This window comes from Helicobacter mehlei, assembly GCF_003660265.1.
Taxonomy (GTDB): domain Bacteria; phylum Campylobacterota; class Campylobacteria; order Campylobacterales; family Helicobacteraceae; genus Helicobacter; species Helicobacter mehlei.
The window spans coordinates 53,547-76,523 of the sequence record NZ_QXQP01000005.1 but is presented as its reverse complement, the minus strand read 5'-3'; the positions used below and the strand labels follow the sequence as shown (position 1 = coordinate 76,523).

The 22,977-nt window shown below is 45.3% G+C and carries 28 protein-coding genes and 1 pseudogene; 4 read left to right on the top strand and 25 right to left on the bottom strand.

Annotated features, from left to right (window positions below; genetic code table 11):
* Window positions 1-3 precede the first annotated feature (3 nt).
* Entirely contained in the window at window positions 4-375 is a 372-nt protein-coding gene (locus EAO36_RS02825) for a hypothetical protein (RefSeq protein ID WP_120947674.1), read from the bottom strand.
* Window positions 376-422: 47 nt separating this feature from the next.
* Window positions 423-1,649 carry a hypothetical protein gene (locus EAO36_RS02820; protein ID WP_120947673.1) on the bottom strand — a complete coding sequence of 409 codons (1,227 nt, stop codon included), beginning with the start codon at window positions 1,647-1,649 and terminating at the stop codon, window positions 423-425.
* A 73-nt stretch (window positions 1,650-1,722) separates the two neighbouring features.
* Between EAO36_RS02820 and EAO36_RS02815 the strand changes: the two genes are divergently transcribed.
* Entirely contained in the window at window positions 1,723-1,950 is a 228-nt protein-coding gene (locus EAO36_RS02815) for a YdcH family protein (RefSeq protein ID WP_120947671.1), read from the top strand.
* A 1-nt stretch (window position 1,951) separates the two neighbouring features.
* Here EAO36_RS02815 and EAO36_RS02810 read toward each other — a convergent pair whose 3' ends face one another.
* From EAO36_RS02810 to EAO36_RS02790, 5 genes are all read right to left on the bottom strand, one after another.
* Window positions 1,952-2,803 carry a J domain-containing protein gene (locus tag EAO36_RS02810; protein WP_185962956.1) on the bottom strand — a complete coding sequence of 284 codons (852 nt, stop codon included), beginning with the start codon at window positions 2,801-2,803 and terminating at the stop codon, window positions 1,952-1,954.
* 41 nt (window positions 2,804-2,844) lie between these two features.
* Window positions 2,845-4,185, bottom strand: coding sequence for an MATE family efflux transporter (locus tag EAO36_RS02805; RefSeq protein WP_120955676.1), 1,341 nt, complete (start codon window positions 4,183-4,185; stop codon window positions 2,845-2,847).
* Between the two features lie 18 nt (window positions 4,186-4,203).
* Window positions 4,204-4,593, bottom strand: a complete 390-nt coding sequence (rpsI, locus tag EAO36_RS02800; RefSeq protein WP_013889610.1) for a 30S ribosomal protein S9 — start codon at window positions 4,591-4,593, stop codon at window positions 4,204-4,206.
* Window positions 4,594-5,022, bottom strand: coding sequence for a 50S ribosomal protein L13 (gene rplM, locus EAO36_RS02795; protein WP_162983049.1), 429 nt, complete (start codon window positions 5,020-5,022; stop codon window positions 4,594-4,596).
* Between the two features lie 67 nt (window positions 5,023-5,089).
* Complete coding sequence (locus tag EAO36_RS02790; RefSeq protein WP_120947669.1) at window positions 5,090-5,587, bottom strand: hypothetical protein; 498 nt, start codon at window positions 5,585-5,587, stop codon at window positions 5,090-5,092.
* Between the two features lie 109 nt (window positions 5,588-5,696).
* Here EAO36_RS02790 and fliW point away from each other — a divergent pair, with 109 nt between their 5' ends.
* Window positions 5,697-6,110 (top strand): flagellar assembly protein FliW, encoded by a 414-nt coding sequence (gene fliW / locus EAO36_RS02785; protein WP_120947668.1) that lies wholly within the window; start codon window positions 5,697-5,699, stop codon window positions 6,108-6,110.
* A 3-nt stretch (window positions 6,111-6,113) separates the two neighbouring features.
* Complete coding sequence (gene murG, locus EAO36_RS02780; protein ID WP_120947667.1) at window positions 6,114-7,181, top strand: undecaprenyldiphospho-muramoylpentapeptide beta-N-acetylglucosaminyltransferase; 1,068 nt, start codon at window positions 6,114-6,116, stop codon at window positions 7,179-7,181.
* Here the strand turns inward: murG and EAO36_RS02775 are convergent.
* The 7 genes from EAO36_RS02775 to EAO36_RS02745 form a co-directional block, all read right to left on the bottom strand.
* Window positions 7,178-7,453, bottom strand: a complete 276-nt coding sequence (locus EAO36_RS02775; RefSeq protein ID WP_120947824.1) for a competence protein ComB — start codon at window positions 7,451-7,453, stop codon at window positions 7,178-7,180. The genes murG and EAO36_RS02775 overlap by 4 nt on opposite strands.
* On the bottom strand, window positions 7,453-7,719 hold the full coding sequence (locus EAO36_RS02770; RefSeq protein WP_235852189.1) for a TrbC/VirB2 family protein: 267 nt from the start codon (window positions 7,717-7,719) through the stop codon (window positions 7,453-7,455). Before EAO36_RS02770 ends, EAO36_RS02775 begins: the two co-directional genes overlap by 1 nt.
* 133 nt (window positions 7,720-7,852) lie before the next feature.
* Window positions 7,853-9,970: a methyl-accepting chemotaxis protein gene (locus tag EAO36_RS09060; RefSeq protein ID WP_120955675.1), complete on the bottom strand. Its 2,118-nt coding sequence runs from the start codon at window positions 9,968-9,970 to the stop codon at window positions 7,853-7,855.
* Window positions 9,971-10,154: 184 nt separating this feature from the next.
* Entirely contained in the window at window positions 10,155-11,150 is a 996-nt protein-coding gene (locus EAO36_RS02760) for an alginate lyase family protein (RefSeq protein ID WP_120947664.1), read from the bottom strand.
* Between the two features lie 59 nt (window positions 11,151-11,209).
* Window positions 11,210-12,937 carry an OmpP1/FadL family transporter gene (locus EAO36_RS02755; protein WP_407925312.1) on the bottom strand — a complete coding sequence of 576 codons (1,728 nt, stop codon included), beginning with the start codon at window positions 12,935-12,937 and terminating at the stop codon, window positions 11,210-11,212.
* Window positions 12,938-12,943: 6 nt separating this feature from the next.
* Window positions 12,944-13,561 carry an HP0838 family lipoprotein gene (locus EAO36_RS02750; RefSeq protein WP_185962987.1) on the bottom strand — a complete coding sequence of 206 codons (618 nt, stop codon included), beginning with the start codon at window positions 13,559-13,561 and terminating at the stop codon, window positions 12,944-12,946.
* A 16-nt stretch (window positions 13,562-13,577) separates the two neighbouring features.
* Window positions 13,578-14,264 carry an LPP20 family lipoprotein gene (locus tag EAO36_RS02745; protein WP_120947662.1) on the bottom strand — a complete coding sequence of 229 codons (687 nt, stop codon included), beginning with the start codon at window positions 14,262-14,264 and terminating at the stop codon, window positions 13,578-13,580.
* Window positions 14,265-14,452: 188 nt separating this feature from the next.
* Here EAO36_RS02745 and ung point away from each other — a divergent pair, with 188 nt between their 5' ends.
* A complete protein-coding gene (ung, locus tag EAO36_RS02740) occupies window positions 14,453-15,199 on the top strand; it encodes a uracil-DNA glycosylase (protein ID WP_120947661.1) in 747 nt (248 codons plus the stop codon).
* On the opposite strand, the gene lpoB is transcribed toward ung, so the two are convergent.
* The 11 genes and pseudogenes from lpoB to EAO36_RS08655 form a co-directional block, all read right to left on the bottom strand.
* The gene (gene lpoB, locus EAO36_RS02735) at window positions 15,185-15,829 is read right to left on the bottom strand and encodes a penicillin-binding protein activator LpoB (protein WP_120947660.1); all 645 of its coding nucleotides are present in this window, start codon (window positions 15,827-15,829) and stop codon (window positions 15,185-15,187) included. The two genes, ung and lpoB, sit on opposite strands and share 15 nt — an antisense overlap.
* Window positions 15,830-15,831: 2 nt before the next feature.
* A complete protein-coding gene (locus EAO36_RS02730) occupies window positions 15,832-16,332 on the bottom strand; it encodes a hypothetical protein (protein WP_235852352.1) in 501 nt (166 codons plus the stop codon).
* Between the two features lie 15 nt (window positions 16,333-16,347).
* Window positions 16,348-16,872 (bottom strand): LPP20 family lipoprotein, encoded by a 525-nt coding sequence (locus EAO36_RS02725; protein ID WP_120947658.1) that lies wholly within the window; start codon window positions 16,870-16,872, stop codon window positions 16,348-16,350.
* A 40-nt stretch (window positions 16,873-16,912) separates the two neighbouring features.
* Entirely contained in the window at window positions 16,913-17,170 is a 258-nt protein-coding gene (gene rpsR / locus EAO36_RS02720) for a 30S ribosomal protein S18 (RefSeq protein ID WP_013889625.1), read from the bottom strand.
* Between the two features lie 25 nt (window positions 17,171-17,195).
* Window positions 17,196-17,648 (bottom strand): single-stranded DNA-binding protein, encoded by a 453-nt coding sequence (gene ssb / locus EAO36_RS02715; RefSeq protein ID WP_120947656.1) that lies wholly within the window; start codon window positions 17,646-17,648, stop codon window positions 17,196-17,198.
* 63 nt (window positions 17,649-17,711) lie between these two features.
* A pseudogene (gene rpsF, locus EAO36_RS02710) lies at window positions 17,712-18,054 on the bottom strand (30S ribosomal protein S6); the annotation flags it as partial.
* A gap of 62 nt (window positions 18,055-18,116) precedes the next feature.
* The gene (gene holA, locus EAO36_RS02705) at window positions 18,117-19,073 is read right to left on the bottom strand and encodes a DNA polymerase III subunit delta (protein WP_185962984.1); all 957 of its coding nucleotides are present in this window, start codon (window positions 19,071-19,073) and stop codon (window positions 18,117-18,119) included.
* A 38-nt stretch (window positions 19,074-19,111) separates the two neighbouring features.
* Window positions 19,112-19,690 (bottom strand): nickel-binding protein Mua, encoded by a 579-nt coding sequence (mua, locus tag EAO36_RS02700; protein ID WP_235852186.1) that lies wholly within the window; start codon window positions 19,688-19,690, stop codon window positions 19,112-19,114.
* Window positions 19,687-20,034, bottom strand: coding sequence for a hydrogenase/urease nickel incorporation protein HypA (gene hypA / locus EAO36_RS02695; protein WP_120947650.1), 348 nt, complete (start codon window positions 20,032-20,034; stop codon window positions 19,687-19,689). The genes mua and hypA overlap by 4 nt, the downstream gene beginning before the upstream one ends.
* An 8-nt stretch (window positions 20,035-20,042) precedes the next feature.
* Window positions 20,043-22,199 carry a flagellar hook protein FlgE gene (gene flgE, locus EAO36_RS02690; protein ID WP_120947648.1) on the bottom strand — a complete coding sequence of 719 codons (2,157 nt, stop codon included), beginning with the start codon at window positions 22,197-22,199 and terminating at the stop codon, window positions 20,043-20,045.
* A 294-nt stretch (window positions 22,200-22,493) separates the two neighbouring features.
* Window positions 22,494-22,781, bottom strand: coding sequence for a transposase (locus EAO36_RS08655; protein ID WP_235852351.1), 288 nt, complete (start codon window positions 22,779-22,781; stop codon window positions 22,494-22,496).
* Window positions 22,782-22,977: the final 196 nt, after the last annotated feature.

Genomic DNA, 22,977 nt, shown 5'->3' with positions numbered 1-22,977 from the left:
CTTTTAAATTGTAATATCAAAAATATGTTTTTCCACGAATTGCTCTAATTCGTGGGTATTTTCAACCGCGCGCTCTAAATCGCGATCGCTGTAATAATGTCCATGGTAGCAATGGGTTTTGTCTTTGTGGCAACGCGCATCGGGCTGATCTGGGGATGACTCTTGCTGTGGGTGGCTATTCTTTTGCTCCTCTTTGTCCCGATGCACGGCTTTATTTTCCTCAAGCGCGCGGGTGGCTTGGACCATTTGCAGGCGTTCGACAAACTCCTTTTGGTTGATCTCTTCGATCTTGGGGAGGGCGTTTTGATTGACAATGGAGCTATAGGGAGCATTTTGATTGACATAGGTTACATTGCCTACAATAGAAACCGGCATGTAAGCTCCTTAAGTTTTGGCTTACATATCGGCTTTTTATGATTTTGCTAATGTTTGACTTTCCGCAAGATAAAATTCAACAATTCGTAGCTATCTAGGGCAACCGTGAAATAGACTTGGTAAGAAGAACTGGTTTGGGCATAGTCGCTCATGGTGTTATAGACAAATTGGGTTTTAATGCTCGCAAAAGAGCTTCTAAACTCATAATAAATGTCTAAGCGGTTATACAGGGGGGCTTGGAAAAAGGGTACGCCCCGGTAAATGGGCGTGGGGCAGTAATCCTTAGAACAGATGAGTTCTACATTTTTGTATTTGTTGTAATAAAAATCCTCGCCATGCTTGCTGGCAAAAAAGAGATCGCTGATTCCAAACCCTCTATATTGCAAATGCCCTTCCACAAATAGACCCGTGCTGATTTTAAAGGGGGTGGGTATATCCACATGCCGCAATCTCTCTAAATTCCCCAGTACACCAATTGAAAAATTGATTTTTTCCATAAAGGGGACGAGATTGAGTAAATCACTCTTGGCGTAGGCTTGGTAATACAGGCGATCTAGAAGATATACCGAGCCTTTAGGTACACCAGCAGACACATGGGGCCAGTTGAGCAGGAATTGATCCTCTACATGGAAATATTGCGCATTTCCCCCCAAAATCAAGAAATTTTTCAGCATGGAAAGCTGGGTATAGCCCATAAAACTAAAGCGATCCATGCCATTGCCCAAGCCATTGCGCCCGTATTTGCATGTATAACAGTTCCCCCCAAACCAATCTAGCATGAACTCTGCCTCTAAATAGGCAGGTTTTTCGGGTTTGTAGATGGGTTTATATTGCACCAAAAAACCACGCGCATTGGGGTCAATAAACCAGTAATAGGGCGCAAAGACATTTAAGGGGTAGTGCCCGTTTAAATATTTTCTAGGAAAAATACCCCCATAGAAGTTAAATGAGCGTCCTCTTGCCTGATAATAGATCGTAGGGCCCCATTTGGAGGGAAAATTCATCTGGTAGGTGTGGATATTTTGGAAGAAGAACGCCCCGATCATTAACTTTTGTTCGACATTTTTGAGATCAAAGGCAAACCCGATCTCAGGGGTTAGACGCGTGTTGAGTGTGGTATTGGTATTGACCCAATATTTGGTCGAGCCCTCATGGTCCATGATGAAGAGGTTAAAGCCTAGGTTGTAGCGCATGTGATCTTTAAAACTTATCGCGCTCATGGGCACTAAGGCTAAAAATCCGACTAAAACAAGGCGGAGTAAAACAGCGGGCATGCCAATCCTTTAAGCGGGTAAAAAAGCCCATTATACTATAATAGAGGGCTAAGATTACACTTAAAGGATGGTTATGTTCCACGAATATCGCGATGAAATCAAAGAGTTGAGCAATCAAAACCCGCACTTCAATAGGATTTTTGAGGAGCACAACGCTCTAGATGATGAGATCGCCACTTTAGAGGCGCATAACACCGATGATTTAAAAGTGGTGGCGTTGAAAAAGAAAAAACTCCACCTTAAAGATGAGATTTACCGCATGATCCAAGAGTATAAAGAGGGCACCAAGCACAAAAAATAGATCAGAGGCATTTTAAAATCTCATAAGCCTCTGCCACTTCCAAAAAGCGTTGCTTGTAGATGCTTTGAGAATAAATAGAGGAGGGGGTTGAGGTGTCCGGGTGGTAGAGTTTGGCTAGTTCTAAGTAGCGTTGCTTGATCTGCTCTTTGGAGTGCATCACACCCAAGCCTAGTGTGCGCAGTGCCCTTAAAATGATTTCCTCTTGTTTGGTTAGATAGAGTGTTTGGGTGGGGTAAATAAAATGGATATAGGCATGCTTAAAGTGGGGGATTCTAAGGGTCATTAAGATCGAGAGCGCATCGATGTGGACGTGGGTTTCATGCAAGAACTCTCTCTTGTTGCTTTTGTCTTTAAAAGGTGTTTCTAACAAGATATAGGGCGCAAAGGTGGCGTGCAAAAACTCACGGGCAATAAAATTGGTGTAATAGAATACCAAACGCGATTGCATGTACACCACATTCACCTCGATTCGATGCACCAAAGCCAAGATAGGTCTATAACCTGCACTATGGGGTGTTTGGCACTCTTTAAACACAATGGGCAAGTGGGCGTGATCCAAGATTTTTTGTAAGAGGGTTTTAAAGGTGTCGGGGTGGTGGAAGGGGTGCAGGGCGTATTTGGCGTAAAAAAGGCGGTTGAGCAAATAGGTTTTTTTGAGACTCTCTGTCTCTAAAAGAATGAGGGTGTGCTTGAATTTGACATGTTCGGCGAAATGTTTTTTGACATAGTAACTAGTTTTTTTATAGAGCAATGGGTCTAGACACACCTCGATAAACTGATTGTTTTTCTTGCTCAAAGCGTGTGTGTAGTGGGGGCTTAGGGCTTTGGGGACTAATTTGGTTTTGATTTGCATGGTGCATTATCGCATGTTTTTTGGGAGACTTTGCTCTGGATTCATCGCAAAGGTGCTCTTTTGATCTCATAGCGGATCACAAACACCGCCACAATCAAGGCTAAGAATTGGGAAAGCGGGTAAGTAATCCAAATGCCTTGGATGCCAAAAAAATGGCTCAAAATCGGGAGCAAAATCGCAATAAAAATGATGGTTTCACAAAGGGTGATGAGAAAAGAACTCGCCGTGCGCTGGATGGATTGGAAAAAGATCGCGCAAAAAAGGTTGAGCCCTAAGAGAATATGCCCGGCATAATAGACATTCATGGCGTGCTTGGTGTCTTGCAAAAAGTTTGGATCGCTGGCTAGTTTGTCTGAATCCATATAGAGTTTGATCAAATGGGTATCAAAGAAATAAAAAAGCACGTAAAGGGCACTCCCCACACACAAAGAAGCCTTTAGCCCAAAGATAAAAACCGCCTTAACTCGATCGATGTAGCCCGCACCATAGCTAAAACTCGCAATGGGTTGGATACCCTGCCCAATGGCTAGTAGGGTCGTCCAAAAGACAATTCCATTATACATGATAATTGCATAGATGGAGACATCGCGTTCGTTGGTGGTGCTCATGATTGTGTGGTTGAACAAGAGCATGACAATGGCGGCACTGAGCTCAGAGACACTTTGAGGTAGGCCACTCTTGGCCGACGAGATGATGCTAGCCAGATTGAAACGGCGCACAAAGTAAAGTTGCCCTTTTTTCAACAAAAAATGAGAGAGCAACACAAAAAAACCCACCGCATGCCCTAAAACCGTGGCAATCGCACTCCCATGGATGCCAATTTCCACCACATAGAGCAAGAGATAGTTAAACAAGACATTGGTTAGCGAGCCTACAAGCATGGCGATCATCGCTAGCATGGGGCGTTTGTCATTGACCACAAACACATCGGCTAAGGGGTGCAAGACCATAAAAACAGCCCCCATCAAGATCACCTTGATATAAATAGACACCATTGGCAAAAGCAACTCACTGCTACCTAACAAACGCGCAATATCATCGCTAAAGGGCATTAAAACCCAGCCAATCACCCCCATGCTTAGTGCTACAAAATAAAACACGGAGCTAAAAACAAGACGCGCACGGTGGGCTTGGTTTTTACCCAAAAAATAAGAGGCAATGGAGGCTGCCCCTAGCCCAAAGAGCAATTCATAGGCAAAGAGAGTCGGGAAGATAGGCCAACACACCCCCACAGCCGCAAGGGCATCCTTGCCTAACTTGTTCCCCACGAACATGCCATCAATCATGGAGTAGGTGGAGAGCGAGATCATGGAAAAAGCGAGTGGGATAAAATAATAAAAAAAGAGGCGGGGAATACTATCTTTTCTTAAATCAACAGCCATAGCACCCCCCCTTGCGTGCTATCGTTTAGAGAATTGTGGGCTACGTCTAGCCTTATGTTTGCCATATTTTTTGCGCTCAACCACTCTAGAATCGCGTGTTAGTAAGCCTTTGGGCTTTAGAATGGCTCTAAAAGCACTATCATAGAGGTTTAAAGCCTTAGAAATCCCGTGTCTCAAAGCCTCTGCTTGGGCACTATACCCGCCTCCAAAAACAACGGCTTTGATATTCACCAGCCCTTCTTGTTTGGTCAAAACCAAGGGTTGCATCACTTTCATTTTGATGGACTCATGCCCGCCTAGCCACGCATTTAAGTCCATGCCATTGATGTCTAGCTCTCCGCTCCCATGGGATAGCCAAACTTTGGCGATCGCGGTTTTTCTTTTTCCTGTGGCATAAAATTTTGTCATCTAGTTATCCTTTTTGCTCACCTGAGCGGTGTGTGGGTGTTTATCATCTTTATAGACCTTGAGTTTCTTGATCATCGCGCGCCCTAACTTGGTTTTGGGCAACATGCCCCGCACGGCTAAGAAAAAGAGTTTTTCCGGAGTCTTCTCCAACATCTCTTTTAAAGTTTTGCTCTTGGTGCTTCCAAAATAGCCCGAATGGGTGAAATATTCTTTATCCTCTAGTTTCATGCCCGAAAACTTCACTTTGCCCGCATTGATCACCACCACAAAATCCCCACAATCCACATGTGGGGTGTAGTAAGGGCGGTGCTTACCACGCAAAAGAGTCGCCACTTGGGTGATGAGTCGCCCAAAGACCTGATCTTTGGCATCTAAAACCACCCATGCACGCTTCACTTCCTCTGCTCTGATTGATTGTGTCAAGTTCATCTTGCTTCCCTTATATAGTATCAAAAAACGCCCATTCTAGTGTGTTAAAACTAATAAATTGCTGAAATTAAGAAGTTTTAAAGCTTGCAGACGGCACACGCTTATTGGCAAAGATGCGCATTTGGTAAGACAAAGCGCGTTGGCTCTCTGAATCCAAGCTATAACGCTTGTCGTAGGCATTCTGGACCGCAACTTTTAAAATATCACGGTGATCTTGATAAATCTCCTCATCCCAAATGTCTAGTACAATGCCATAAAGCTGGATATTTTGCACCAAAAGTTCAAAGACCCGCATGCGATCCTTGAGGTATAAATGCTCATCGGCATTATAATCAGCGATATTAACCAAAATACGCTCAAAAACCATGCTAGCCAATCTGGGGTTAAGTGCCCTGTCCAGATAGACTTTGATCTTGTCTAATTGCTTGTCTAGATCGCAACGATCGGAAAACACCAAGACAGAAAGGATCAAAATATGCACATGGAGGTGTTTGCCCAGCGATCGGGTTTGCCATTTGATGATCCACTTTTTGAGTTTGGGGATACTCTTAATATTATAGGGCATGTTCTCTCCTTGATTGGGGCGCATTGTAGCGTAAAAAGCCTAACTCAAACACAGGCTTTTATGGAATACCCTTTGCTTTATCTAGGGTATCTTTGCCATAAGGAAGTGCATGCGCTATGAATTGAAAGCTCCTATTTTAGGATTTGAGCGGATTTTAGAAGTAGAATTAACCCACATTGACGACCTCTTTAGTCGGATCACTAGCCTAGATGGGACCATTAGCATGATCTTGGCTAATCCCTATAAGCTTAGAGATTATCATTTCAGTATCCCCAAATACATTGAGTTGCTCTTGGAGTTGGATGCGCATTCACAGGTGGAAGTCTTTTGCGTGGTGGTGATCCAGAAGAAACTAGAAGAGTCGATGGTGAATTTTTTAGCCCCCTTGATCTTTAACCCCAAAAACGCCTATGCGGCTCAGGTCGCGCTCTCTATTATGGATTATCCCGATTTTGGTTTTAGAGACATGCTCAAATCCTTTGTGTGCATGCAAACATCTAATAGTTCCCAAGTTGCGCTTTAGACCATGTTGGGAATCACTGGAGGAGGCACGGGCGGGCATTTATGTATTGCGCGCTCTTTAGCCCAAGAACTCAAAAGCAGGGGGCAAGACCTCGTGTTCATGGGGAGCACCTCTGGGCAGGACAAGGCATGGTTTGAGCATAGCGATCTATTTAAAGAATGCTATTTTTTGAACACGGAGGGTGTGGTCAATAAGGGGTTTTTTAGGAAGTTTGGTGCGCTTTTCAAACAATTAAAAAGCACCAAAGAAGCAATTAGAATCATCGAGGAACACCAAATTAAAGGCATGGTCAGTGTCGGGGGGTTTAGTGCAGGTCCGGGGAGCTTTGCGAGCATGGTCACCCGCACGCCCCTTTTTATCCACGAACAAAATGCTGTGCAGGGGTCGCTCAATAAAATAGTTGCTCCCTATGCCAAGAGCGTGTTTGGGAGCTTTAAGGGCGAGGATCGTAAAAGAAAAAATTATGTCCAAACACCCTACCCAGTCCAACAGGTTTTTTTTGATCATGCCCGTGTGCGCAACAAGGTCGAAACCATCCTATTTTTAGGAGGCTCTCAAGGAGCTAAAGCCATTAGTGAGTTTGCACTTTTATGCGCGCGTAAATTGCTCAAAAATGGTATGCGGATCATCCACCAATGCGGGACCTTACATTACGATCGCATGGTAGCCCTTTACAAGGGTTTGGGCATCTTAGATGAGGTGGATCTCTTTGGCTTTGATTTGCATCTAGTGGAGAAAATGAAACAAGCCGATATTTGTGTGAGCCGTGCGGGGGCGAGTAGTGTTTGGGAATTGTGCGCCAACAATCTGCCCACGATGTTTGTTCCCTACCCCTATGCCGCCAATAACCACCAGTATTTCAATGCCCTAGAGTTTGAACAAGAGGGCTTGGCTAAGATCACCTTCCAGCACGATTTGCACCCCCAACATCTCTTTGATTTTATCCAATGGTTAGAAACGCCCAAAAAAGAGGGGCCTTATATTTGTGAAGTGAGTTCAAGGCTTCGGGCTAAGATTTCCAGTGATGGCGCGCGTTTGATTGTGGATCGTATCTTAGAGCAACTGGCTTAAGCGTAAAAGTGCGCGCTGGGCGTTTTGATCTTGGAGCGCGCCACCAAAATATCGGCGATATCCTCATCAAAAAATTCTAAAATGCTAAAGAGTCCTAAAAATACCCCATAGAGCAAGAGGGCATAGATCAAGCCCAGCCATGGGAACAAAATAAAAGGAATGAAAATCGCCAAAATCCACGATTTGGCATTCAGCCATAAGAATTTTTCTTTGGTCGAGATTTCTTTGAGATTAGGCACAGAGATCACCAGCACGGGATAGCGTGCACCCATCAAAACAACCCCATAAACCAAGAAGCTAAAGCTGGAGCCTTGAAAAAAAGCACAATCCCCAACACCACGCCCAAAATGGTGAAGAAAATCTCACGCCAGCGATCCAAATTGCGCCACACATAAAAGGCAATGCCGATAAAAATCAACATCAAAATGCCCTTAGCCGTGTTGCTTTTTAACTGCGCTTCAATGGCACTAAAAAAGCTATCCGTCCCTTGTGCTAGCAACCACGAACAACTGATTACCCAAAAGCCCCAAAAACGCACACCGACCACCTATTGTGAAATTCCTACTCCCACCCCCAACCTCCCCCATTTTACCCCCATTTGACTAAATTCCCCATGAACAACTACGATTGCGATCGCTTGGATACGCATGGTAAAACTTAACGATGGCACTCTAAAACTTTTTCTTATTGACATCATCAAAAATTTCCTTAGCGATGTCATTGACTTTTTGGGTGATCTGATCGGTGTCTTGGGCGATTTGGGCGTTTTTTTGCACCACGACTTCTAATTGTTCGACCGTCTCATTGACCGCTTCAATCCCACTGGCCTGCTCTTGGATATTAGACACAATCTCGTTCATGCTTTGGACCAATGAGTTTGTATTGGCCTCGATCTCGCCTAAAGATTTCCCGGTCCTCTCGGCTAATTTTCTGACCTCATCGGCTACCACAGCAAAGCCTCGCCCGTGTTCGCCCGCTCTAGCAGCCTCAATAGCCGCATTCAAAGCCAAAAGGTTGGTTTGGTTAGCGATGTCTTGGATGATGGCAATGATGTTTTTGATCTCTTGGACTTGTTTGGTGATCTCGGTGGTGCGCGCGCTGGTGTTTTGCATAGAAGCAGTGATTTGGGCAATTTGCTGGGCAGTCCCTTCTAGGGAGTTAGATTGCTCCACACTGCTCTGGGAGAGGGTTTGCATGGATTCTTTCAAAATCTCGCTTTGGGAGGATAATTCTTTGGCAAAGGCATAAGAGGCACTCAGCATCTCGCGGATGTCTTGACCTAGCATATTGATAGTGATCTCCACCGCGCCCTTAGCCTCTGGGATTTTAGCCGTGAAGTCAAATTTCTTGTAGGCTTCAAAAACAGCGTTGATGGTATCCATATTGCGCCCCACCTTGTGCTCTAGGGTGTCTAGCATGGTGTTGAGCACATTTTTAAGTTCTTTGAGCTGGGGGTTGGCTGGAATTTGCGTGATGCGCGCACTCAAATCGCCCGACTCGATGATCTTAGCCGTGCTGACCGATTGGGACACGGCTTGTTGGTCTTCCTCTAAGGATTGTTGAATCTTTTGGATATTGGCATTAATGACACCCACCATCTGCCCCAATTCGTCATTACTCTGCACCTTTAAGAGTTTGAGAGAGACTTTCTCATGGTTTAAAAACCTAAAAAATGTAACCAATCCCTCTAACACTGCAGAGAGCCGCCTAGAGATGATCTTATTAGCCAAAAATGCCACGCATATCCCGGCGATGATGAGAGAAAAAAACGCAGTTACCATAACAAGTCTTGCAAGTTCGTCTTTAGGCTTAAAAATAGCGTCCTTGGGAGCAACAATGAAGACCGACCAAAACTGATCGATATCGCGCCACACTCTGAAATTCACAAGTCCGATAAAGGATTCTTGGTGTCTGATATTCATGTAAGGGAATACCCCCTCGTGATGCTCTTTGGCAGCCTTTAAAATGGTCTCTGTCAAGGGACCCGGATTGACCTCAATTAAGGGTTTGCCAATCATGTTGGTATCTGGGAAAGCAGCAACACGCCCGGTAGAGGAGAGCACCGCAATAATATCGCCCGGATAGACTGAACTGGTCTTATCCATGATCACCTCTTGACGCATTTTAGTCAGATCGATTGCCAGACTAATAAAGCCGATTGCCTGTTTTTGTTTGTTTCTGATGGGGACTGTGGCGATAACAGAGGTTACATCCTTGCCTGCAATGTGGATGGGCATGGGCTCACTCAGCATGTCCTTGTTTGTGCGCAACACTTCTTTGATATTGGGTCCATTGAAAATTTTGGCACTTTCTTGAAGGGAGAGGGAGATAATCCCACCAACATGGAAGACATCAGTATCCTCAAGAGCCAAATAAAAGCCCTCAGGGATAGGATGCTCTACATCTATAGGTTTGGGTATAACTTTGCTGGGCGAATCTTTAAAGACGGCGTGGGGGAGATAGAGAAAACAATAATCTGACCAATTTGCCTCATCAAAGGCTGTGCGGACAAAATTAGTCAATTCATCTTCCCGTAAGGAATTATTGTCAATGGAGTTTTGGATGGTCTCCCTTAAAGTTTCTAAGAGGGCAAAGCCTTGATTAAAAGCGGGGATGATGCGGTTAGCATGCCTCTTAGCGACATTGTAGAGGGTTTTATAAGCCTCTGTCTGCAAGGTTTTAGAAGACTTGTGGGTGATCACCAAAGAGAGGACAATGAAAATGACAAGCAAAACCCCAATAATGAGAGAAACAAGTTTGGTGCCGATTCTGAGATTGGACAAATTCATAAGCTATTACCCCCCCCCCCCCCCCTATTTAGGTGGTTAGGCTGCGTCCTTGACATTTTGACCTCCATTCTTGAGTTTCCTACAATAAAATCGCAAATGCGAGAATTTTAGTATAAAATTATTAATTTAATTAAACAATGTAGGGGGGGTAGGGGGGGGTGCCCCCCAATCAAGACTTAGATGCCTATTGGATAGTTTTTAAAACATCGTTAAACTGCAACCTAAAACGATCCCCTTTAAAGCCGTCTTGTTGGATGGCTTGTTGTCCGGCTATACTCTTAAAATATTGGTTTAAGAGCAAAAAATAAGCGTCATGATGGACACCAATTAAATTTGGTTGGTAGTAAGGAAAACTTGTAGGATTGAGCACCCATTCTGCGCTTTTTTCGTAGGCCTTAAAAAGTTTTTGGGCTGCTTGGCTGTGCCAAAGATCAAAGCCATTTTCTGCAAGCAGTTGTCCAGCCACGCTAATGGGCGTGAGGGCAAAATGTGTGTAAGCAATGCCTTTAATGCCCTTAGTGGGTCCGCCATTGTAGTCAGCAGTGTTGGAACGCACAATCTCTTTTGCCATCACACCATTTTCATCAATGGCGTTTAAAATCCACTCTTGCCATTTATGCGCCATTTTTGAAAGCAGATTGTCATCGTGGGTAACAAGCGCGCTACTCACACCCAAAAGGATAGCCCAAGCCCCGATATTATTCGTCTTGCCATAGCGCGCATACGCTAACATGCCGCTAGAAAAGCGTTCAAATGCGCGGCTGGGAAACTTTGAGCGGATAAAGAGATAAGCCATGTTCATATAGGGCATGTAAAAATTAATCAGATTTTCAGCCTCCTTTGAGCCCACCACTTCAAGACCCCGTGCCCACTTTTCTAAAATCTCTTGAGCCCTCTTGGCGTATTCCTGTTTCCCACTCACCAAAAAACCTAAAGCCAAATCGTAGGACAAAGTGGCGGATCTTTTAAATGCAGCACTGCACGGATCGGCTTTTCTCTCACCTGTGGGGGTGTAGTGTGGTAGCGTATTGAGTTGCGCACAGACTTGGATTTCTTTCTTAAGCTTGCGGTGCAAATGGATTGCGTGTTCCAAATTGCTAGAGTGGAAATCTCTAAAAAAATATGGCGTGGCTTGCAAAGTGCTTAAAAAATACAGCCCCAAGAGGATTATTTTTTTCACCGCGCTCCTTTTAAACACCTAAATCGCGATTGGGGGTTGCGCGCAATGAGATAATAATACTACCACCGATAACCCAAAGAAGCTGAGAAAATCCGTAATTGGCCTATATCATTTGATTGGTAATAACTATTGCGGTTGCTCTTAAAAGTGAAGGTCCCCCCCCAGCCAATATCAAAGCCTCTAAAGTTGTATTTAGCTCCAAAAGCGATGGTGTAGCCATCAGAATCAGGGATACCAACCGCATCTTGGGGGCTAGGGGCTTGATCGTAGGCTAGAGCACCCATTAGGCGCAGACTCCGACCCATATAAGTCGTCCCGATTCGAAAGGTGTTGGTGTCTCGCCAGCCCGCCCCCATATTCATCACCCCGCTAAAATCAGCCAATCCCACCATCTTTTTTAAAGTCGCTGCACTCAAAAACTGCACCGTGCCCCCAATGCCTTGATAACTCGCATTAGCAAAGTCTGGGGTAACCAAGAATTTATTACCCTGAGACCAAAAAGTGCGCTCATACACACCCTCCACACGCAAGCGGTTTTTAAAAAACTCGTGTGCATAGGCGATGTTGAGGACCTCGGGTAAAGACACATTGATATTCAAATGCCCCTTAGTGAGCACATTCCCCAAACTAGGTCCTAGCTGGGTTAGGGCCGTCAGATTGCCCCGCATATTGAAAGTAACACTGCTGGTATAGACCATAGAGAACATGCCATTATTAAACACACGCATGCTCGCAGCCAATTTATACCCCCCACCCCAAGAGCTCCCATTACTTTGTTGCACGACCTTAGAAGTCCCGTAGAGATCAGATATCGCCTCCTGCAAGCCACTATTTTTCATCACATTTTTAAGTTGATTATAGAAAACCTGACATTGTGGCGAGTTCTGGTCCATGTTGGCTTTGCAGTTAGCCGCAGCTTTATCACCAATGCCAGCGAGTTGTGCGCGCATGCTTGAGGGCACCTGTTGGCTAAAGACATTATTGGGTAGACCTAAGATCTGATCTCCAGTGAGCACAGAAGCCCCGTGCAAGGGCACATAAACGGTGTTATCAAAACTCCCGGTTGCATAGAGTCCCCGCCCTGAAACCCCAATTGAAAAGCGATTACCCAGCGTATAACTCACACTAGGGGCTAATTCCACCATCATAATGAAGACATTTTGCAAGAACTCCCCGCCCAAGCCATGCCATTTCATGCCCAGTCCTGAGGGGGCGGTAAAACTCCCTCCAAAGGTAAAGCCATTATGTGTGCGGGTTTTATAAAAGAATTTGGGCAAAATAAAATTAGTCGTGCCCGTCCAACCACTCACCACTTGCGCATCGGGTACAGAAGCCACGGTGGTAACTTTTTGATTGGTGAGATTTTGCAGACTTTGAACCAAATTCATCACCGTCTTCAATCCACCAGTGATTAGAGTTTTACCTATGTCTGAAGCCAAACTCCCTAAACCTAGAGCATTGACAATGGCAAGCATATTTTCTTTAGATTTGTCAATTTTAAGACTTGTAACCGAATAAAGTCCCTGATTGGTGCTAGGAACCATGAACTTAAAGGCGGGGATATTGATCACCGTGCTGGTAACTTCAAATTCACTTTGATTCTCTCCCCAATCATTATTAAAGCCCATGTTAGCCGGGTTATAATAGCTAGAATCTGCCCCACGCGCCCCGGCAATGTAGGCTGAACCTAGAGCTGTGCCATTCAAGCTTTGCTCAGAGATTTTAAACCCATTGCCCCTAAGACAACCCGACACCAAAGCTAGTAAAATAAGATAGACTCTCAAAATATGTCCCTAGGGGTGGTAACGCTGGATCGAGATGGCAATGCCGGTTGTCATGTTTTGGAACAAGGTTCTATCCGCATTGCGCTCATAATAAATCAACTCCCCATTTTCCACAAAGCGCTGAATCAAATCCCCATTGGGTTCCAAACGCTTACCCATCCCCATGAAAATATCACGCCCCAGCACAATATCATCAAAGAGATCGCCATAACTGACTTTCCCAAACATATCCCGCGCTACACTCCATTTAGCCGAACAAGTGCCCGAAAAACAAACATAGTTTTTTTTGATTAAAATATCGCCAAAGCGTTGGCCTAGTTTGTAAAGCACCATCTCAATCTCACCCTCTTTTGTCTTTTCGATGGAACCATAGTCATAGTAGCGTAACATGGGCGTATAAATATAAATCAGGCGGAATTTGTCAATCTCTTGATTGAGTTTGGCTTGTTCCTCTTGAGCACGCTGGGTGGCACTCTTCTTAATAAAGAGGCTTTTGTGCTTCTTGGACTTGTGGGACTTATGGGATTTGGACTTGGCGTGCGGTTGCTTGGCGTGCGGTTGCTTGTGGCAAGCACTCAAAAACAAACCCAAGAGCACAAGAGCCCACAACCCACGCCAAGACATCAGAAACTACGCGATTCCATTATCCTCTAGCACTATTGAAGACATTATACCAAATGCGCCCATCTAATCTAAGCTCCATGCTCACTTGACACAACCCATCTTTATAAATGGTCTCTGTGATCTCGGCATTACGGATCAAGGCATTCACGCGGGTTTTGATGACAGAGTTCTGCAAGATCATATCTTTCACCGTGTCGGTAGCATTGACGCGAATCCCATACATCTTTTCGCCCAATTGGCGGTAACCATCGACAATGGCCGCTCTCTTGGCTAGGGCTAGGGCTTGGGAGGGCGAAACCGTGGATTCAGGGGCCACACCCATGCCCACCGCGCTAATCTCAATTACATTGGTAGGCGTGAGAATGGGTGTGTTGGGAATTGCTCCTACCGCACCGTTATTAGAGGCGACATTGGGTGTAACATTTTGGGCGGGATTTTCAAAGCGCGTCGTCGGTTGGGCAACTTGGGGCTGTGGAAGCGTTACTGGGGGTCTTGTAGCCATAGGGCGGTTGTTAAAAGTCGTGGGCGGGTAAATGGGGGCTTGCAACCCGGTGGCTGAGGGGGGAATCAACTGGGTGGCCGGTCTTTTAAACCAACCACACCCGGCAATCCCCACAACCAAACCCAAGGACAACAAGGACAAAGAGAGAGGTGTGAGCCCTTTAGTTCTTACGCTCCGATCCAACTCCAAGCCAGCTTTTTTCATCTTATAACCCTTCTATTCATAAATCTAGCACTTCATTTTAACACAAAAACCCTAAAAATGATGATAAAGACGATCTGATATTTAAACAAAAATCCTTATGTAGTGCTTCAAAATGGTGTGTCCCCCGCCAATCTAACTAAACTACGCTATAATCGGTATAAAGACTTAGTTCGTATAAGGTTGCTGGCATGCTCTTCCACATCTTGGAGCGTCTTAAAAAGAGTGCATGGTGCGATTTGCTCATGCCCATTGTGAGTACTCCAGAGTTTAAAACGCTCAATCAAAACTACATGCAAAGTCTTAAAATCGCTCAAATGAAACACACGCGGGTTTTTCCCTTGCCAACCGAGCTTTTTAAGGCATTTGAATGCACTCCCCTAGAGTGTTTACACACCATTTTATTAGGTCAAGACCCTTACCCGGGAACTTTTATGCACCAAGACCAAGAATATCCTTTGGCTATGGGTTTGAGCTTCAGCGTGCCAAGAGTTGCCCCCATCCCTAAGAGTTTGCAAAATATTTATAAGGAATTATTCTCAAGTTTAAATATTACACCCAGCCTCCATGGCAACTTGCAAGGTTGGGCTAGGCAGGGTGTCTTACTGCTCAATGCGATTTTAAGCGTGGAGAAAAACAAACCCAAGTCTCATGAATCTTTAGGTTGGGAGACCTTTACCGACCAAGTTTTAAGGCAACTTTCCACCTTGCAACGCCCTCTAGTTTTCATGTTCTTGGGTAAAGTAGCACAAGAAAAAATCAAGCTTTTAAGCCCTAATCCCCAGCACTTGGTTTTATCAGCTCCCCACCCAAGCCCGCTCGCTCAAACACGCCCCCCCCTGTTTTTAGGTAGTGGGGTTTTTAACAAGGCTCAAGAGTTTTTGCAAGCCCAAAATATCCCGATGGAGTGGGCACCAGACCCCCTACCACGAGACTGATTTATTGCTCCCTAGCTTGACAATGGGGAATTCTCTACTCCACACCACCAAACCGCTCTTAATGCTCGTGATGGTCAAGATAAAGATATAGTCAATGCGTTGTTTGCTAGAACTCACGCGGGCGTTTCTTTGGCTCACCTTGCCAGACAAAGAGAGATCGGGAGCTCTGAGTGTGCCCTTTTCTTGGGTGGTCTCTTGGTTAAATTCCTCATCGTCGCGGAGTTGTCTAACCTTGCCAATCATGTGATCGGCACTACCTCCACTACCAGCAATGGCTTTGGTTACATAAAACTTGCCTTTAACTTGATCGGTTAAAGTTTGGATCACCATTTGGGTGAGTTGCTCGGTATCAAAGTGTTGCATGGTGTCATTCAAGACATCAGACACGGCAATAACCTGCTTACCTTTAAGCTCTTGCATTTCCCCACTAGCTAACATGGACTGAACGGCTGTCTTGGCGGCGTATTCAATATCTTGGTAATCCAGCCCAGCAGTGGCATACTTTTTAGAATCTTGATCCTTTTGGGAGACATAGCTCACCTCTTGCCCACAACCAGCCAAGATGAGCGCACCCACTATACAAGAAGCCCATACTTTTTTATTCAAACCCTTTTTTAAATCCTGCGTCATCTTCACTCTTCTCCCTCATGTTTTTGCTGTTTTGGTTGCTCTTTTTGTTCGATCTTTTCGGTATTCTTAGGAGTCTCAGAAACCCCTACACCCTTGGGAGCAAGATCCCTTTGTTTATCAAGATCGTCCACCGTCTCTGGCTCTTGCGTGATCTTAGCCTGTTTGTTCTCCTCTAAATCCATGCTGAGCAAGACATAAGTTTGTCCTTGACCCACCCACCTAGCATCTAGCTTGGTGTTGCGAATCTCCACATGGAACTTCCCGCTCAAAGCGGGCTGTTGGCTCTTAAGCGAAAAGTCTGCCAATTTATCTTTAGCCCTCGCGCTAGCAATGCTAACGGCATAAGCCACATCCCCATCTAAGATGTCTCCAACACCGCATGCCACCACCCGACCTTGATGGACTTGAGCACCCTCATCGCAATGCCTAACCCACTTAGGAGTGCGCGCATCCACCAAACAGGCGCAGAAAACACTGCACAAAAAGCCCCCCAACAGCCTCAAAGGCTTCAACACAGCCTACTTTTTACCCGGTTCCATCCCCATTTCTGAGCGGATTTTATCCACGATGCCATTATCTAGCCCTACCAACACCCACACATGGTCTTTGCCAACCCACCGCGCAAGTTGTTTGGTCGCCACAAGCTCTTTATCGACCATCTGAGAGATGTCAATGCTACTTGTTTTGTTCAAAGACTGCCCCTCCCGCGCTTCATGAGATTGCACTTCTTTGTGGAGCTGTGATTTTAGATTGCTGGCTAAATTGGCACGGGCTTTCATGGTAGCCTGTTCTGTAGCATAATCCACACCACTAACACCCCCTACAATATCCTCCTCACCACGCCCTAAAAACACTCCCGAGTAATTAGGGTAGTGCTTAGAAACATCATTCAAATCTCCGAATGTCCATTTAGGTGCGCCCTTCGTTTCGGCACTATACGCCTTATTCTCCTTGCTCACACCAGACTTAGGCTCACCACCACACCCAATAACCACCAAAGCCCCAGCGAGGCTACCCAACAAAACCCACTTACTAATACGCATCGCTCACTCCTTGTTACGATAGATTTTTTCTAGGATAATTTTAGGCGAGCCTAAAGGGATTATCCACAACTTTCTTGCGATCCACCACATAGGGAATCAACGCCATGTGTCGGGCGCGCTTAATAGCTACCTCTACCCTCTCCTGCCACTTCTTGCTATTGCCCGTCAAACGGCGGGGCATGATTTTATAGCGTTCTGATAGCGAATGCTTAAGCAGATCCAAGTCTTTGTAGTCGATAAACTCGATCTTGGCCTCTGTGTATTTGCAATAACGCTTCGCATACTTTTTTCTCTCCATGTCTTCTCCTCGTTGTTATTATGACCTAAAAAGGTAAATCATCATTGACATCAATTTCGGGCACTTTTTCAGGCACGCTCCCTTTGGAATAAGTCTTTTGGGACGTGCTTGGGTAACTCTGATTGTGGGCTCCCATTTGCCCCCCACTCTCTTTTTTGCTATCTAGCATGACCAAATTTTCAGCCACCACAACATGCTTGCTACGCTTATTGCCCTGTTGATCGTTCCAGCTATCCAAACGCAAACGCCCCTCAATCAAGACCTTCGAGCCCTTGTTAAGATACTGGCCAGCCACTTCCGCCGTGCGCCCAAATAAATCCACATCGATAAAACAAGTCTCCTCTGCTTTACTCCCATCTTGGCGTTTATAGACATGGTTTGTGGCAATCCCTATTTTGCCCACGCTCATGCCCCCGGGAGTATGACGCAACTCTACATCGCGCGTCAAATGCCCCACCAGCGTGATCTTATTAAACATCTAAAGATTGATTCTTGGACGATTCAGCATGGCTGGGTTGTTCATGGGAGGTGTTGTTTTGATAAGTAGGCTTTTTATGCGTGCGATCTACCAAGGTTTGCCATGCCTTCTGCTCTTTTTTGCTCTCATATTTCAAGATGATAAAGCGTAACACATCCTCATTGATCCGATACAGTCTCTCAAGCTCTAAAACCGCCTTGGGCTGGGCTTTAAAATAGATCACAAAATAATAGCCCCGTTTTTGTTTTTTGATCTCATAGGCTAAATGCCGATGCCCCATATCTAGAGTCGCCTCAATTACGCCTCCCTGTTTGTTAATCACATCTTGATAGAATACAAGCTTGTTTTTGATCTCCTCTTCTACCAAGGTGGGCTTGAGAATAAACATTGTCTCATAGTGTTTCATAGTTCTCCTTTTGGATAATGCCCTTTTTGTTGGTACAAAAGAGCAAGGCTTAATCCTCCATTCTAGCGGATATAATCTTGCACTTTAATTAAAAAATGCCACCCGGCATCTTTTTGCCCCTGCATGCTGGCAATATGCCATGTGCGCAAGCCACCAAACACTCCCTGATAATCCTGCACCTGCTGGGCGCGCTGGCTAAGTTGCTTGAGCACCATTGGGGGTGGGTTGAACCCTAAAATCTCCTTAGCGTCCATGCTGTTATGCCCCTTGAGATAGGCAAAGATCAAAAAGAGTTGGTAAAAATAACGCTCCAATCCCCAAATGAGTTCCATTTCCTCTACCCCCTGCAAGCGTGCAAAGCTTTCAAAGACCTTTTTGGGTTTTTCAAACAAAGCTTCTAAGAGTTCTTGGGTTTCTGCTCCCATCAGTCCATAGACATGTTCTTGCACCTCTGTGATCCCTATGGGCTTATCTAGCAAAGCTAATTTTTCTAAGTCTTGGTAGATGATCCGCACATCGTTATTTTGCACCTCTAAGAGCAAGAGCAAAGCCTGCGTGTCAATAATCAAGCCCAAAGCATGCACCTTTTCTTGCAAGAGTTCTAAAAGGGTGTCTAAATTGGGCATAAAAAAACGCACATCGATGATGTGATCGCCTAGCTTGGGGTGTTTGAATTGTGTAGCAAATTGCTTAAAATCTTGGGCATAGGTGCTCTTGTCCTTGGCTTGGTAGAACTCGATGATCAAAGCATTTCTAGGGTGCAAGGCTAGGGTATCTAGGAGGGCACGAATTTCTTTAGCCCCTAATTTTTTATCCAATCTCAGGCACACCAGATTCCCGGTTGCAAACAAGGAGTCTTGGCTTAAGACCTCCAAGACTTCTTGGAAACGATAATCCCCAAAATCAAACTGGCTTTTTTGGGCTTGGCTGTAAGCCTTAGCAATTTTGCGGGCGTAGTATTCGATATAAAACGCCCACTCCCCATATAACAGAGCCGCCCTAGGGGTGGCACGCTTCAAATAGGCTTCTAAATCTTTCTGGTAAATGGCAATCCCCCTTATTCCTCGACATATCCATTCTCACTTAAAAAATCTTTGGTTTTGATGTCTCTGAGTTCAACCTTGAGGGTGCTATTTTCTAAATCCAACTTAAAAAGCTTGTCTTTAAGCATGTGATTTTCACGCAACAAGACGCGGTACTTGCGGTAAAGTTGCTCGCCAAAGAATCGTTTGGCTGGGCGGGCTTTAGCTACGGAGCGATCCTTAAGATAAATCTCTACCAAGCTCACCGGTTGGGGCAAGGGTTCATGGCTATCCTCTTGTAAAAATTCCTTGTCTTTTTCTAAGACCAAGAGATCGCGCTTGACCCTATGGGATAATAGCTCCTCTTTGAGTTGTTGCATTTCTTGTTCTTTGTCCTTTTGGCGTTTTTGCAAGTCCTTTAAGCTCTCCTTAGTTTCCATCACCTCCGCGCGCAATTTTTTTAAGACCGCCCGTGCCTGTTCGATCTCTTGCTCGTAAGAGCGCAACTCCTCTTGGAATTTTTGGCGTTCCTCCTCAAAGAGTTGCACGACCTCCCATTTTTCCTTCATCATGGGTGCTTTTTTGATAAATTCTTGAAAGATAGAGTCACTCACACCATCTCCAAAGATAAGAGTTTCATCTCTGTCCCCTTGGTGATCTCCAAGCTATGACCCCCACAACGCACACAAACCCCATAATCCAAACCTTGGGGCACAAAAACAACCCCACATTCCTTGCAACTAAGCTCGATCTTTTCCTCTACAATCTCTAAAATCGCCTCTTGGCATAGGGGTAACTCTTCTTTAAAGGTTTCAAAGGCACTCATAAAAAGTTGCTTGTCCATCGCGCATCTCTCCCCAATGCTCACCACCACCTTTTCTACCTTAGTGGCATGGTGTCTTTGGGCATGCGTGGCGCACAAGTCCATCAAAGAGGAGACCACCGAATATTCGTGCATACACGCCTCTATTGTTTGAGGTTCAACAAGGTGTTTAAAATTTGATCGGAGGTGGTAACCGCCTTTGAGTTGGCTTGAAACCCTCTTTGCACCACAATTAAGTTGGTTAAGCTCCGACTCAAATCCACATTGCTCGATTCCAACTTAGAGCCTGAGACATTCCCGCGTCTACCCGTGCCAGCCGCACCTATCGAGGCTTGCCCCGAGTTGCCCGTTTGTGAAAATACACTCCCCCCCACAGCTTGTAAGCCCGCATCGTTAGCAAAGCTAGCCAAAGCCACCTGTGCTAAGGCTAGGGTTTTGCCATTGCTAAAAGCCCCCAACAACGCCCCCTCATTATTAAAGCGCACATCCATTAAATCCCCAGCTTGATAGCCATTCTGTTCGATCGCATAGGTTTCAGATATTTTATCCACACTGGTGATTCCATCAAAGCCCCCGGCTGTGCCAAGACTGAGCGTGATGCGTTGGGGCGCATCCGAACCATTTTTGGGATCAAATTGCAACACGGGCGGATTCATGCCCGCCAAGCTCCCGTTTTTATTGAAGTGTAACACGCCCTCTTCAAAGACATTGGGGCGCTCAGGCGAGGAGCCAACAATCTCAGCCGGTTCGGGCACAATCACGCGGAATTTCCATTCAGACCCCCCGCTTTTATAAAACTCTAAACGCATAGTGTGCTTAGTCCCCAAACTATCTACCAAATCAATGCTACTAGCATGCATGGCGTGGGTGAGCTTAGAGGTGGAGGTTGAAACCCCACCCTCAATTAAAGAAGCAGTGTTAAGCGCACCCATTGTCTTGCCAAATAAGACATTCTTGGTTACCTTATCTGAAGCGTAGTTGGTAACAAAAATGCTCAAGTTTTCTTTTTTATCATTCCCATTGTCCTTGTTGGTGATCTCAAACATGCCATATTTGTTGAGGGTAACGGCTACAGAAGCAGTTGAATCCTTGTAATTCTTTTTCATGTTGGGATCTTTGACAATATTAGCGTCATGTTGCATTAAGGCGCGTAGTTGATCGGTAGTTTTAAATTGCCCGATACTCGAATCGGCTTCAATGCCCTTAGTGTAGCGGTATCTAAAGGCAGTGATGTCTTGATCCCCTTTGGCAAAATTAGCAAAAGCCCCCGTACCCTTGCCGGTAACCACGATATTTTTGATGTGCTCATCGCCCTCCAAGTTGTTTTTATTTTCTAAGCGCAATTGCCCATTATCAATATAAGCTTCAACGCCGGTTTTATCTTTAACCGCATTGATCGCATTTTGAGCTGCACTCAAAGAAGAGGTACGTGTAACAGCCGAATCGTTAGTAAAAGAAATCTTAGTCCCGTTGAGCTCCAAAGTGTTGCTACCTTTAGAGGCTACGATGGCTTTTTTCATGCTAGCGTTTTTATAGCTCACCCAAACACCCTGCCCTTCATTGAGCAAGAAGGCATCTCCATCTTCATTATAAAGCGCACCGATGTCTTCAGCCACTTGTGTAAGATTGGTTGAAGAGTCATATTGTGGCTTGACCCCATCTGAGGGGGTTTTGCTAGAAGAATCAAGCATGAAGGCATTTGCCACTTGTTCGGCATGCCGCCCAGCATTCAAGTTTGCGCGCATCGCCACCCGTGTGCTGGCGCGTGCAGGCATGACCATGCCCGGATCGATGCGGATATTTTGTAAGGGCTTGGTGCTATCAATCTTGAGCATGTCCGTTTCACTGCCCTTAGTGCCCATGTCTTTGGGATCGCGCACCCAACCCTGCACCACATACCCCCCTGTGGTAACTAAGTTGCCCTCTGCATCAAAGAGGAATTCCCCGCTACGGGTGTAGTTGCGATTCACCCCCCGATCGGGGCTGATCACAAAAAACCCATCGCCTTGGATGGCTAGATCGGTTTTGACATCGGTATTTTGCAAGTTGCCTTGCGAAAAAATCTTAGTGGTGGCATCCACGCCAACACCCAAACCTACCGAAAAGTCGTTTTGCCCAGCTAGACCATTTTTATAGGGTGCGGTGGCAATCAATTTAACTTGAGAGAGCATATCCACAAAGGAAGCCCGAGAATACTTAAAACCCGTGGTATTGACATTGGCGATGTTATTACTTTCAATATCTAGGGCGATTTGGTGGGCTTGCATGCCATTAACGCCAGACCATAAAGAGCGGAGCATGGTGATCCTTTAATGCAAATATTGCTTAGTTAAAGCAAACTTTATTCCCTAAATTATACTAATCCACTGCTAATCTCCGTTAAGCACTCCAGCGCAATTTGGGTCAATGTCCAAACGCTTCAAATTCTGCTTGATAGTCTTCTTGATCTCCTGCTTTTTAGCCCCTAGAAACGTGTTGATCTGGTGTTTGGTCAAGGCATCGCAATAACTTCCACTTGGGTGCGCCTTCGAGTCCGCTTTGCGTGGGTTTTCTCTGATTTTGTATCCCGTCCCACCGCCATTGTTGCCACTTCTCTAAATCTTGCAATTAACACACTCCCCGCGCTCAAAGCTAGAGGATTGAAGGTCCCAACAAGGCTTGGCCACTGGCGGGTCTAAAGCACCTCTACTCCAAGAGTGAGCCCGCCCTCTATGAATATTAATGTTTGCATTCAAATCTCTATCCAAAGAAAAACCACAAGAGGGGTAATGAAAAACCCTATCTTTTAGACTTAAATCCTCTTTGAGTGCCCCACAGCTAGAGCAAATCTTAGAGCTGGGAACAAAAGCATCGTTTTTGATGAGAACACTCAAGATAGCCACAAACTCACCAAAGCCAAATCGTTAATCTTGCGCCCCCAAAGTTTAACCATACCCTTCACGCTTTTTTAGTTAGGGTTTTGCAATTCTTTTAACACATTGCTTCTTGGTTTAATAATCCTTCTAGGTTAAGGCAACTAGAGCAAGATAAAAGGCCTACGGCGGTTACTATCAAGGAAAGACCCGAGAGTAGGGATTA